The sequence below is a fragment of the Psychroflexus aestuariivivens genome (genome assembly GCF_004010055.1).
Classification (GTDB): Bacteria; Bacteroidota; Bacteroidia; order Flavobacteriales; family Flavobacteriaceae; genus Psychroflexus; species Psychroflexus aestuariivivens.
In genome coordinates this window covers 43,619-55,622 of record NZ_RQVT01000001.1, presented here as the reverse complement: position 1 = coordinate 55,622, position 12,004 = coordinate 43,619, and the positions used below count along the sequence as shown (strand labels likewise).

The following is a 12,004-nucleotide window of genomic DNA, read 5'->3' as shown; positions in this document are numbered from 1 at the left end:
GGTTTAGGCTTAAAAAGCTGTCTTTTGAAAAGACAGCTTTTTTTTTTGAATGAATGTGAAGCATTCTATATTCAAAATGAAATTTAATTATCTTTGCATGTTATATTTTTTCAATGAATACACTCCCAACTATAAATCTACGTGTAACTCCAGAAACTGCAAATAAAGACGAATTATTAAAATCTGCTTTATCAAAAGAACTCAAGATACATAAAGATGAAATTCATAAATTTAAAATCATCAAACGTTCAATTGATGCACGTCATCGGAATATTATTTTTCAATTAAAAATAGCTTATGAATTAAAGGGAAGCTCTATAATTTGGCCAAAAATTGAAGAAAAACCTTACCAAAAAGTTGATGACAATTCATCTAAAACAATTGTAGTTGGAAGCGGTCCAGCTGGACTCTTTGCAGCTCTAAAATTGCTCAGTTTAGGAATTAAACCTATTGTTATTGAACGTGGCAAAGATGTACGTTCTAGACGAATTGATTTGGCAAAAATCAATAAAGAACATATCGTAAATCCAGAATCGAACTACTGCTTTGGAGAAGGCGGAGCTGGCACATATTCCGATGGGAAATTATATACAAGATCAGGTAGAAAAAAACATATCAATTCAATTTTAGAAACTTTTGTTCAGCATGGCGCGGATGAAGACATCTTAATTGATGCACATCCTCACATTGGCACAAATAAGCTACCAAAAATAATCGCTAATATGAGAGATACTCTAATCAGTTTTGGTGGTGAGATTCATTTCAATACCAAACTGACTGATTTTATTATAGAAAACCAAAAAATAAAAGGAGTAACTGTTAATAGTGAAAATCAAATATTCGCAGATCACGTGATTTTGGCAACAGGTCATTCTGCTCGAGATATTTATTATTTACTTCATAAAAGAAATATTAAAATTGAATCTAAAACTTTTGCGTTGGGCGTTCGGGTTGAACATCCGCAGCAATTAATAGACCAGATTCAATATAAAACTGAAAATAGACCCGAATATTTACCGCCAGCAGCTTACAGCCTTGTTGAACAAGTCGACGGCAAAGGCGTGTATTCATTTTGTATGTGTCCAGGCGGAATTATTGCGCCTTGTGCAACTACACCAGGAGAAGTTGTGACGAATGGATGGTCGCCTTCCAAAAGAAACAATCCATTTGCAAATTCTGGCATTGTAGTGACCATAGATGACGAAAACTTGAAAGATTTTGAAAAATTTGGTCCTTTAAAAGGTTTAAAATTTCAAGAATATATTGAAAAAATATGCTGGGAAAAAGCAGGTCGAACACAAAAAGCACCAGCACAAGCTCTATCAGATTTTATTAGACAGCGGAAGTCAGATTACTTACCAAAATGCTCCTATCAACCTGGAGTGACTTCTGTAGAAATGGACGATATTTTTCCTAAAGCTATAGTCAATCGCTTAAGACAAGGATTTATTGCTTTTTCTAAAAAGATGAAAGGTTTTGATCATCCTGAAGCTATAATTTTAGCAACAGAATCTAGAACATCATCACCAGTTAGAATTCCTAGAGATACAGAAAGTCTTGAACACCCGGAAATCAAAGGTTTGTTTCCTTGTGGTGAAGGTGCTGGTTTTGCAGGAGGAATTATATCTGCTGCTATCGATGGTGAAAAATGCGCTGAAAAAGTAATGCAAAATGTAAAACAAACTAAATTCTAATTTAGAAAATTATTCATTTTTTGCACTGTATCGACGTTTTTCATTCAACTCTTCCTCTGCTTTTATTTCAGATTCAGGAATCACTTTTAAGAATGAAGGGTGTTGTTCTATCGCATATTCTATTTTTTCAATAATGCTCTCCACAGATTCATTTTCATAATCAATTTTAAGTGGATCCTTAATAATCATTGATTGAAGTATATTGCGCTTTTTGATGCGAATTCCCTTTTTGTCAAAAGATCGTCTAAAACCATCTATCACAATAGGAATAACGATAGGTTTATATTTTTTAATAATAAATGCTGTTCCTTTACGAATGGGTTTCCATGGTTTTGTCGTTCCTTGTGGAAAAGTAATGACCCAACCATCGTCCAAGGCTTTGCCAATATTAGAAATATCACTCATTTTCACTTGTCGATTTACAGATTGCCCTGCTGCTCTCCAAGTTCTATCTATACTTACAGAACCGGCATAAGCTAAAAGTTTTGGTAAGAAACCACCTTTCATTGTTTCCTTGGCAGCAACATAATAAATATTAAGTTTTGGATCCCATAAATAACCTACATTTTGTATGTTGTCTACTCTTCCGCTCAAACTTGCGTTGAAGACGTGGTACATTGCTACAACATCTGCAAAATAGGTTTGATGGTTCGAGACAAATAAAACATTTGTATCTGGCAAATCTTTAATGATTTCTGAACCTTCAATTTGTAAATCGTTAAACCCACGGTAACGCCTATGGGTTAAAGCCCCCATAATTCTTATCAGCCATTTTTTTAGAATTAAATAATGACCAAATGGATTTTTTTTGAACAAGCCCATGAATTAAAAATTGAGAGCACAAATATACATTTTTTCTAAATTTCGTCCAGCCGATTAAATATTTCACGTATTTCACTTAAAATCATTGCAGTAGCTCCCCAAACAATTTTTCCATCGAAATTGAATGCTGGTACTTCGATCTGTTTTGAATAGGAAGCATTTATCATTTCTTGCTTTATTTTAGATTTGTCTAAGCAATCTGACAGTGGAATTTCTAATAGACTTTCGACTTCCGATTCTTGCAAAATAAATTTCGGCGAATAGTCCACATAACCCAAAAAAGGATGCACCAAAAAATTTGACGGCGGAATATACAAATCGGTTAAAGCCCGAATAGGTTCAATTTTTTCAGCACTTACACCGATTTCTTCTTCAGTTTCTCTCAGTGCTGTTTCCAAGAAATTTTCATCCTCAGGCTCTACACGACCGCCAGGAAATCCAATTTGGTTAGAATGCACACCCTTATAGGTTTTTCTTAAAATGAAAGCCATATATGCGATGCCTTTTTTAGGATAAAGTAAAGCTAAAACTCCTGCTTCATTTGGATTATTATTTGGTTTGATATTTTTTAACTCATTTTGCCTAAACATTGGCGCCATTTGGTATTGAAATTCTTCTCCAGGCAACGCATTTTTTTTTACTTTTGAAACCAAATTTAAAAAAGATGAAAACTCCATATTTTATTATTAGCTTAATATTTATTTTCATGCTTAGCGCATGTCAATCAGACAAAGATAAAACTTCAAACGGAAGTCAAAATGGAAGATTTACAAAAAAAGATATTGATGTTAAAATTCCTTCAAATGGAAAAACCGATACTGATTTAAGTAAAATTAAAACACTCAAGCAAGAAGAATTAATTCCATTTTTGAGACAATATGGAGTTGATAACACTGAAACTATTGTTACCGTTTCTACAAAGTTTGGCGACTTCAAAATGCAACTTTTTGCTGGACCAAAATTACATCGAGCGAATTTCGTAAGGTTGGCTAAATTGGGATATTTTGACACTACAGTTTTTCACAGAGTTTCTGAAGATTTTGTAATTCAAGGCGGCAATAGCGATAGACAAGCTACGCATGATTTTAGAGAAGCTGTTGGTGATTATTTGATTCCAAACGAATTCAAAAGCATACATAGACATAATTATGGTGCGGTTTCTGCGGCAAAATATACTGAACAAAATGTTAGCAATGCGTCCTCCCCTTTTGAGTTTTTTATAGTAACTGCAAAACAAGGCGCTCACCATTTGGATGAGGATCATACCGTTTTCGGTCGTGTTACTGAAGGAATGGATGTGGTTGAAAAAATTGACGCTGTAAAGACTGATGACAGTGAATGGCCTTTGTCTAATATTGAAATGGAAGTAACTGTAAGTCGTTAATTACCAATAATCCTCGATGTTTTCGTCTTTTTTATAAATTGTTGGCAAGGAAATTTTGAAAATTACCGCGGCTAAGCGTACAAGAATTACAACCAAACCAGACAATAAAAAAATTAATCCTTCAGGGAAATTAAGTTTCAGCATTACAAAGTAACTTAAACCTCCTAAAATACAAGCTGTGGCATAAATTTCTTTTTTGAAAATCTCAGGAATTTCGTTGCATAATATATCCCGAATAACGCCGCCAAAACAGGCACTTATCGTACCAATAGCTACGCAAATTATTGGTGGCAATCCTGCTGAAATCCCTTTTTCTACACCAACAACTGTATATAATCCTATACCCAAAGTATCAAACAGAAAAAGTGATTTGCGTAAATAAGACAACTTTTTCCTGAAAATAACAGCTAAAATTGCGGTTACAATAATTACATAAACATAGGTCATTTCTCGCATCCACATCACTTGATTACCTATAAGAACATCACGAATAGTACCGCCACCAATAGAAGTTACAAATGCTATAATCAAAATTCCGAAAGCGTCCATTCGCTTTCTTAATGAAGTCAATACACCTGAGATGGAAAATGCGATAACACCTAAAATATCGAGCAATAATGTAAAATCCATCAGTTTTGTGTGTAAAAAGTGTAATCTTTCAATATTATTTCAATAAATATAATTGGCTTCTCTTTAGGTTCAACATTCATGGTTGATGCAACTTTTTGGCTCAATTTGACAATTATGTTATGTTCTCCACGCCTTTTAGCACCATCGTAAATCGATTTTATTTTTCTAATATCTTTATCTTCAAAAACTGTGACCTGAGGATATTGTGGAGAGTAATTTTCTGACAACTCCAAATTTGGGGTTTGCCATAAACTGGTTTTACGTTTTTCTGAAATCACCGTAGTTTTGGCTGCAAGATCTCCTAAGCGTTGACCTTTACCGTTTAGTAAAATTACAGCTATAGCAATACCACCACTAGCGAGATTGATGTCAATAAAACGCAACAACCAACGTAATAAATAGCCTGAAAAAACAGGAGGTGTTCCATCCAAATTGGTCACGCGAATTTTTAAAGCTGTTTTTCCTGGACTCTGTCCATTCATGAAAGTTTCAAAAAGTAGATGGTATAAAAAGGGAGGTAAACCAATAACTAAAATTGAAGCATAATTCTCAAAAGGATTGCCAATTAACGATGAAGCTATTAGACTTGTGACTATTGCGTAAGCAAAAATAATCAGTAAATCTATAATATAAGCTAAAATTCTGTCCCATACGGTAGCTACATTTTGTTGAATCTTTACATTTTGTGCGGTTTCTATTTGAAAATTACTCATGAATTGCTTTTCTTTGGCTAAATTTATAAAAATGCGAGAAGCGGCTTTTGTCAAGCAAAATAAAGATAATTGGTTAAGATTTGAAAATATTCTTCAAAATAATATTCAAGTCTCTCCAGATGAGATTTCAAAATTGTACATTATGATGACTGAAGATCTCAATTATGCACAAACATTTTATCAAGGAAGCCAGACTCATCAGTATCTGAATGAACTTTCGGTATTGGCTCACCAGAAAATTTACAAAACAAAGAAAGAGTCAAAAAATCGGTTTATTAAATTTTATACCAAAGAATTTCCCTTATTTTTCTATCAATATCAAAAACAACTCTTGCTTGCGTTTGGTGTGTTTCTTCTTTTTAGTATCGTTGGCGCATATTCTGCCTCAAACGATGCTTCTTTTGTCAGATTGATTCTAGGCGATGCATATGTCAATTCTACAATAGATAACATCAACAAGGGCGATCCAATGGCAGTTTACAAAGACGCCAATCAAACTGATATGTTTTTGGGAATTACAGTAAATAATATCAAAGTCTCTCTTTTTGCATTTGTTGCTGGAATTATATTTGGACTAGGAACTGTTTTTATTGTTATTCAAAATGCCGTTATGCTAGGTTCATTTCAGTATTTTTTCTACGATCAAGGTTTACTTTGGGAATCAGCGAGGACAATCTGGATTCATGGAACCATAGAAATCTCTGTAATTATTGTGGCGGCTTGTGCCGGACTTGTTCTTGGAAAAGGCATTTTATTTCCGGGAACTTATACAAGATTGCAATCTTTTGCAAAAAGCGCAAAAGACGGTTTGAAAATTGTGATTAGTACAATCCCTTTCTTTATAATTGCAGGATTTTTGGAAGGTTTTGTAACTCGACTTACCAATATGCCAGATTGGTTGGCAATTTTAATTATTTCATCGTCTTTGGCGCTAATTCTATATTATTACGTTATTTTACCAATTCTTATCCACAAAAAACATGAACAACAACTACATTAAATTCAAACAAAAAAGAGATTTAGGCGCTACAATTTCAGATACTTTTGCTTTTATTAGAAATGAATATAAAGCAATATTCCGCCTTTATTTCAGGCATGTTGGTGTTGTACTTTTGCTTTTGGTCGCTGCAAGCACTTACTACCAATACCAGAGTTTAAATATAACAACTGGTTCACAATTTGGAAACTCCTCTTTCCTAAGCGAACTTCTTCCTAACTTGGGAATTGCTTTCATAGCAATGATTGTTTTGAGTATTGTTTACTATAGCTTAACGATTTGTACGATATCTGGATTGATAAAAAGTTATGTGAATAATCAAGGTGAAATTAATGAAGATGAAGTTCGAGACCTTGTCAACCAAAAGTTTCTTAAAATGAGTGGTGTGATTGTCCTCATCGGAATCATTTTAATAGTTGCCTTTATGCTTTGTTTTTTACCTGGAATTTATCTTATGGTGCCTTTCAGCTTAGTAGTTTATGTCATGATTTTCCAAAATAAGGGATTTTCTGATGCAGTTACTGAATCTTTTAAATTGATCAAAGACAATTGGTGGATTACATTTGCTACCATTTTAGTTATAGGTATTTTAATATCTGTCATCAGTTCTGTATTTCAACTTCCTGCCGTTATTCTTACGGCTATGGAAACCTTCACAAAATTACAAAGTGAAGACCCATCAACTGTGTTAGTGGATTTAAGTTCAAATGCACTTTATATTGTGTTTAATGTAATCGGTAATTTGGCGCAATATATTTTAGGTTTAGTTACAATTATCGCATTGAGTTTTATATATTTTAACTTAAATGAAATTCATAACAAAACTGGTACTTTGGAAGACATCGATCAGATAGGAAATGCTTAAATAATATGCCAAAATTTATTTTGTTTGTTTTACTTCTAAGTCTTGGTTTTGGTTTTGCTCAAAATCAAAATTCTTATGATGAACTCAAAGTTGATGACACCGCTTTCAATCCTGTGGAATTCGATTCTGAACTCATAGAAGAATTCCAAAACGATAGTGATTACGAATATTACAGACCAGTTGAAGTCTCACCATTTCAAGATTTTATGGACTGGCTAAACATGCAATACACAAAATTTATGGATTGGCTGTTTAGTGATTTGGAAGGTGCTTCTATTTGGAATTATTTAGGCTTAATCATCAAAATAATATCCATTTTAGGTTTGGTTTTTCTTGTTGTTTGGTTGTTCAACCGCTTCAACCCTGGACAAAAATTGACCAAGAGTTCAGATTCACCTGAAGTAGATTTAACGGAAGAGGAAGAATTGATTTATCGCAAAAATTTGCAAGAGCTGATTCAGGAGGCTATTCAAAATCAAAATTATCGTTTGGCGACTCGATATTACTATTTGTTGATTTTGAAAAATTTAAAAAACAAAAAACTTGTTGATTATCAATTTCAAAAAACCAACACAGAATACATCCAAGAGTTGAAAAACCAGAGTTTTAGCAAAGAATTTGAAGCCATAACACGGTATTATGATTTTATATGGTATGGAGATTTTCAGCTAAATGAATCGATTTTCAATAAAATAAAATTGCAATTCGAAGAACTGAATTCAAGCGTAAAACAGCAATCAAAATATGAATAAAACCAAAAAAATATTGCTGTACGGAGTTTTGGCTCTCATCGCTTTTACTATGTTTTTGGAAGTTATAAGAGAGGAACCAATAGATTGGACGCCAAGCTACGTATCTTCAGATTCAAGACCACTGGGTAGCGAAATATTTTTTGAAAACCTTTCAGAAAAAGCCAAACAAATCATTAATCGAAGCCGACCGCCTTTTGAAGAATTTAATGAAGGCAATATTGAAAACGGCACTTACTTTTTTCTAAATAATTACGTCAACCTTTCAAAAGAAGAAACCGATCAAATTTTCGACTGGGTAAGTCAGGGCAACAACGTATTTTTCGCTTCTGCTGGTATTCCACAAAAGATTTTAGACACTTTGGATTTGAATATAACGTTTCATGTCAGCAATTCAAAAATCACTTACAAACCAGCTTTCAATTTGCTGAATGAAAGTTTAAGACTAAAAACACCTAAAGTTTCTCCAGAGAAATATGAATATTTATATTTTAAAAAAATTGATACTTTAGAAACGATAGTTTTGGGAGTTGCAAGTGTTTGGGATGACGACCAAATTGAGTCTGATTCTGAAAACATAAATTTTATTAAGATTCCGTGGGGCGATGGTCAAATATTGATTCATCTGGCTCCGCAAGTTTTCACCAATTATTTTATGATTGGTGATGAAAATCACGAGTACGTCTCCCGAATCCTAAATTATATCGACCTTTCGGAACCGATTTATTGGGATAAATATTATAAACTCGGTAAAAAAGGAATTTCCAGTCCACTATACTATTTGTTGTCTAATATATATTTGAAATGGGCCTATTACATGATTTTAATCGCTTCTTTATTTTATATAATTTTTAGCGGAAAAAGAAAGCAGAAGCCAATTAAAATTATCCCACCTGTAAGCAATAAAACTTACGAATTCACCCAAACTATAGCAGGAATGCACTTGGAGAAAAAAGACCATAAAGAAATGGCTAATAAAATTATTAAGTTATTTTTAGAGAAAATTCGACATAAATATCAGTTGAATACCCAAGAATTGAACATTGATTTTATAAAAAATTTGGCACATAAAACCGGTATCGACTTTAAGGTTTTAAAAGATGTTTTTCAATATATCAGTGAAATTCAAAATCGAAATACTATTTCAGAAGAAGAGCTTAAAACATTAAATAATAAAATTTCAGAACTCAATATTTAGATCATGGAAAACGAACAAAACGATAACTTGGAATTTAACAATAGAATTCCACTAGAAGAACTCAGAACTTCTGTAGAAGCAATCAAAACAGAATTGGCTAAAGTTATTGTAGGTCAAGAAGAATTCGTCAAATTACTTATCGTTGGCTTGCTAACAGACGGACATGTGCTAATTGAAGGCGTTCCTGGAATTGCTAAAACTATAACATCCAAGCTTTTTGCGAAATCGATAAACACAGAGTTCAATAGAATTCAATTTACACCAGATTTAATGCCAAGCGACGTTTTGGGAACCTCTATTTTGAAAGGTGATAAAACTGGTTTTGAATTCAAAAAAGGTCCGATTTTTTCAAATATTGTGCTTATTGATGAAATCAACCGATCGCCAGCTAAAACTCAAGCAGCATTGTTTGAAGTTATGGAAGAAAAACAAATCACGATGGACAGCATTCAGTACGATATGCCGCCACCTTTTATGGTTATTGCCACGCAAAACCCTATTGAACAAGAAGGTACTTATGCCCTACCTGAAGCACAATTGGATCGCTTTTTATTCAAAATAAAAATTGATTATCCAAATTTGGATCAGGAAATAGATATTCTGAAAACACATCATAAAAGAAAATCAAACAAAGCCATAGATCAAATTCAACCTGTCATGAATCCCGAAACTTTACTAAAGTTTAGAGATCAAATTCATGAGATTGTTGTGGAAGATAAAATCTTCAATTACATCGCTGAAATCGTGAACCAAACCAGAAATCATCCGCATTTGATTCTTGGAGGTTCGCCAAGAGCATCGTTGTCAATATTGAAAACTTCCAAAGCTTTTGCAGCAATTAATGGTCGAGATTTTGTAACACCAGAAGATGTGAAAGCTTCATTAATGCCAGTTTTAAACCATAGAATTATTTTGTCTCCAGAAAAAGAAATGGAAGGCACAACACCAGAACAAGTCATCGATATGATTATAAAATCAGTAGAAATTCCTAGATAGTGGTTCATTTTTTTAAATCTTTATATTTCGGTCAGAATTTTTACGCCTCGCTATTTGGCTTTGCAGTGCTATTTTTGCTGTCATTTTGGTTTCCGACTTTATTTAGCATCACTTGGCTTATTCTCATCGTCTTTTTGTTTGTTCTCGCTTTAGAATTTGTTCGGCTTTATGGTAAAAAGAATTTTTCAGCAGAACGCATTTTACCTGAAAAATTTTCCAACAGCGATGCCAATCAAGTTGTTGTCAACTGTATCAATTCTTATAAATTTCCTATTGAAGTTGAAATTATTGATGAAATTCCAGAACAGTTCCAAAAACGGGATTTTCATAAGGTTTTAAATTTGAAAGCAAATGAAAAAAACGCATTCACATACACATTAACACCTTTGAAACGTGGCGTTTACATTTTTGGATATCTTAACTGTTTCATCAGTACGAAATTTCAACTGGTGAAAAGGCGATATCGATTTGATCTTGAAAAGTCTGTAAAAGTCTATCCATCTTACATTCAAATGCGAGCTTTAGACTTTCTGGCAATAGATCAGAAAATGGGCAATTTTGGAATGAAAAAAATCCGAAAAATTGGTCACACAATGGAGTTCGAGCAAATTAAAGATTATGTGATTGGCGATGACATCAGAACCATAAACTGGAAAGCTACAGCCAAGCATGACAGTTTGATGGTGAACCAATATCAAGACGAAAAATCACAACCAATTTACAATATTATAGATGTAGGTCGCGTCATGAAAATGCCTTTTGAAGGCTTGTCTTTACTAGATTATTCTATTAATGCAAGTTTAGCTTTCAGTAATATTGCATTGAAGAAAAATGACAAAGTTGGCATGTTAACTTTTGCAGAAAAAGTGTCTAATTTTTTACCAGCAAGCACTAAAAAAACACATTTAAACTCAATTCTGGAAACACTTTATAATATAGAAACCGATTATTTGGTGTCAGATTTCAATCGACTGTATGCGCACAGCAAACGCAAAATCACGCAACGAAGCTTGTTTATAATTTACACAAATTTTGAACACATCACTAGTTTGAAACGGCAACTCCCCTATCTTAGAGCACTTTCTAAGAAGCATTTGGTTGTGGTTGTTTTCTTTGAAAATACTGAGTTAGACGAATTGGTAAATCTAAATACTGAAAATACTACGGAAATCTATGAAAAAACAATTGCGCAAGAATTTGTATATGACAAAAGGCTTATGGTCAAAGAACTAGAGCGTAATGGAATTCAAACCGTACTGACAAAACCTAAAGAATTATCGGTAAATACCATCAATAAATATTTAGAAATTAAAGCTAAAGGACTTTTATAATGAAATTGATTTTTGCAACACACAATCCCAATAAAGTTGAAGAAATTCGACAAATAATGCCTAGTTATATACAGTTATTATCGCTTTCTGACATAGATTTTCACGAGGAAATCGAGGAAACTGGTAACACTATAGAAGACAACGCAAAAATAAAAGCTGAAGTTATTTCTAAAAAATTTGAAATTCCATGTTTTGCAGACGATACCGGTTTGGAAGTTGATGCGCTGAATGGCGAACCTGGCGTAAAATCTGCAAGATATGCTGGCGAAGAGAAAAATGATTCTGCAAATAGAAAAAAACTTTTAGAAAATTTAAAAGATAAAACCCAGCGTAGCGCAAGATTTAAAACCGTCATAAGTTATATTGATGGAAAATTAGAAAAAACTTTTACAGGTATTTGCGAAGGTGAAATCACAGAAAAACCTTCTGGCAATGGCGGTTTTGGGTACGATCCAATTTTCAAACCAAGTTCAAAAAATCAAACTTTTGCTGAAATGTCTGCCGAAGAAAAGAACAGCATTAGTCATCGTGCTTTAGCCTTTCAAAAAATGTTGGAATTCCTTAGAAATCAAAATAAAAGCAATTCATAAGTCTTATCAAAATAGGAATGCGTACCTTTGCACCT

13 protein-coding genes are annotated in these 12,004 nt (G+C 33.2%); 9 read left to right on the top strand and 4 right to left on the bottom strand.

Going from position 1 to position 12,004, the window contains the following annotated elements:
* The first annotated feature begins 113 nt into the window (after nt 1-113).
* A complete protein-coding gene (locus tag EIG86_RS00270) occupies nt 114-1,694 on the top strand; it encodes an NAD(P)/FAD-dependent oxidoreductase (RefSeq protein ID WP_127844155.1) in 1,581 nt (526 codons plus the stop codon).
* 9 nt (nt 1,695-1,703) lie between these two features.
* Here EIG86_RS00270 and EIG86_RS00265 read toward each other — a convergent pair whose 3' ends face one another.
* Both EIG86_RS00265 and EIG86_RS00260 read right to left on the bottom strand, forming a co-directional pair.
* A complete protein-coding gene (locus tag EIG86_RS00265; protein WP_127844154.1) occupies nt 1,704-2,516 on the bottom strand; it encodes a lysophospholipid acyltransferase family protein in 813 nt (270 codons plus the stop codon).
* A gap of 35 nt (nt 2,517-2,551) precedes the next feature.
* Nucleotides 2,552-3,193 (bottom strand): NUDIX hydrolase, encoded by a 642-nt coding sequence (locus tag EIG86_RS00260; protein ID WP_127844153.1) that lies wholly within the window; start codon nt 3,191-3,193, stop codon nt 2,552-2,554.
* Between EIG86_RS00260 and EIG86_RS00255 the strand changes: the two genes are divergently transcribed.
* Nucleotides 3,181-3,900, top strand: coding sequence for a peptidylprolyl isomerase (locus EIG86_RS00255; RefSeq protein WP_127844152.1), 720 nt, complete (start codon nt 3,181-3,183; stop codon nt 3,898-3,900). The two genes, EIG86_RS00260 and EIG86_RS00255, sit on opposite strands and share 13 nt — an antisense overlap.
* On the opposite strand, the gene EIG86_RS00250 is transcribed toward EIG86_RS00255, so the two are convergent.
* Both EIG86_RS00250 and EIG86_RS00245 read right to left on the bottom strand, forming a co-directional pair.
* Entirely contained in the window at nt 3,901-4,530 is a 630-nt protein-coding gene (locus tag EIG86_RS00250; RefSeq protein WP_127844151.1) for a trimeric intracellular cation channel family protein, read from the bottom strand.
* A complete protein-coding gene (locus EIG86_RS00245; protein WP_127844150.1) occupies nt 4,530-5,243 on the bottom strand; it encodes an RDD family protein in 714 nt (237 codons plus the stop codon). Before EIG86_RS00245 ends, EIG86_RS00250 begins: the two co-directional genes overlap by 1 nt.
* Before the next feature lie 31 nt (nt 5,244-5,274).
* Between EIG86_RS00245 and EIG86_RS00240 the strand changes: the two genes are divergently transcribed.
* Genes EIG86_RS00240 through EIG86_RS00210 form a run of 7 tightly spaced genes read left to right on the top strand, consistent with a single transcriptional unit; the run spans nt 5,275 to nt 11,969 of the window.
* Nucleotides 5,275-6,243: a stage II sporulation protein M gene (locus EIG86_RS00240; RefSeq protein ID WP_127844149.1), complete on the top strand. Its 969-nt coding sequence runs from the start codon at nt 5,275-5,277 to the stop codon at nt 6,241-6,243.
* Nucleotides 6,224-7,105: a hypothetical protein gene (locus EIG86_RS00235; protein WP_127844148.1), complete on the top strand. Its 882-nt coding sequence runs from the start codon at nt 6,224-6,226 to the stop codon at nt 7,103-7,105. The genes EIG86_RS00240 and EIG86_RS00235 overlap by 20 nt, the downstream gene beginning before the upstream one ends.
* A 5-nt stretch (nt 7,106-7,110) precedes the next feature.
* Complete coding sequence (locus tag EIG86_RS00230; RefSeq protein WP_127844147.1) at nt 7,111-7,857, top strand: hypothetical protein; 747 nt, start codon at nt 7,111-7,113, stop codon at nt 7,855-7,857.
* Nucleotides 7,850-9,052: a DUF4350 domain-containing protein gene (locus tag EIG86_RS00225; protein WP_127844146.1), complete on the top strand. Its 1,203-nt coding sequence runs from the start codon at nt 7,850-7,852 to the stop codon at nt 9,050-9,052. Before EIG86_RS00230 ends, EIG86_RS00225 begins: the two co-directional genes overlap by 8 nt.
* A 3-nt stretch (nt 9,053-9,055) precedes the next feature.
* Entirely contained in the window at nt 9,056-10,048 is a 993-nt protein-coding gene (locus tag EIG86_RS00220) for an AAA family ATPase (protein WP_127844145.1), read from the top strand.
* Nucleotides 10,048-11,379, top strand: a complete 1,332-nt coding sequence (locus EIG86_RS00215) for a DUF58 domain-containing protein (protein ID WP_127844144.1) — start codon at nt 10,048-10,050, stop codon at nt 11,377-11,379. Before EIG86_RS00220 ends, EIG86_RS00215 begins: the two co-directional genes overlap by 1 nt.
* Nucleotides 11,379-11,969: a non-canonical purine NTP diphosphatase gene (locus tag EIG86_RS00210; RefSeq protein ID WP_127844143.1), complete on the top strand. Its 591-nt coding sequence runs from the start codon at nt 11,379-11,381 to the stop codon at nt 11,967-11,969. The genes EIG86_RS00215 and EIG86_RS00210 overlap by 1 nt, the downstream gene beginning before the upstream one ends.
* The last annotated feature ends 35 nt before the right edge of the window (nt 11,970-12,004 follow it).

Excerpts from the sequence above, each read along its gene's own strand:
- EIG86_RS00270 (WP_127844155.1), top strand. The coding sequence starts at position 114 with ATGAATACACTCCCAACTATAAATCTACGTGTAACTCCAGAAACTGCA.
- EIG86_RS00265 (WP_127844154.1), bottom strand. The coding sequence starts at position 2,516 with ATGGGCTTGTTCAAAAAAAATCCATTTGGTCATTATTTAATTCTAAAA.
- EIG86_RS00255 (WP_127844152.1), top strand. The coding sequence starts at position 3,181 with ATGAAAACTCCATATTTTATTATTAGCTTAATATTTATTTTCATGCTT.
- EIG86_RS00260 (WP_127844153.1), bottom strand. The coding sequence starts at position 3,193 with ATGGAGTTTTCATCTTTTTTAAATTTGGTTTCAAAAGTAAAAAAAAAT.
- EIG86_RS00250 (WP_127844151.1), bottom strand. The coding sequence starts at position 4,530 with ATGGATTTTACATTATTGCTCGATATTTTAGGTGTTATCGCATTTTCC.
- EIG86_RS00245 (WP_127844150.1), bottom strand. The coding sequence starts at position 5,243 with ATGAGTAATTTTCAAATAGAAACCGCACAAAATGTAAAGATTCAACAA.
- EIG86_RS00240 (WP_127844149.1), top strand. The coding sequence starts at position 5,275 with ATGCGAGAAGCGGCTTTTGTCAAGCAAAATAAAGATAATTGGTTAAGA.
- EIG86_RS00235 (WP_127844148.1), top strand. The coding sequence starts at position 6,224 with ATGAACAACAACTACATTAAATTCAAACAAAAAAGAGATTTAGGCGCT.
- EIG86_RS00230 (WP_127844147.1), top strand. The coding sequence starts at position 7,111 with ATGCCAAAATTTATTTTGTTTGTTTTACTTCTAAGTCTTGGTTTTGGT.
- EIG86_RS00225 (WP_127844146.1), top strand. The coding sequence starts at position 7,850 with ATGAATAAAACCAAAAAAATATTGCTGTACGGAGTTTTGGCTCTCATC.
- EIG86_RS00220 (WP_127844145.1), top strand. The coding sequence starts at position 9,056 with ATGGAAAACGAACAAAACGATAACTTGGAATTTAACAATAGAATTCCA.
- EIG86_RS00210 (WP_127844143.1), top strand. The coding sequence starts at position 11,379 with ATGAAATTGATTTTTGCAACACACAATCCCAATAAAGTTGAAGAAATT.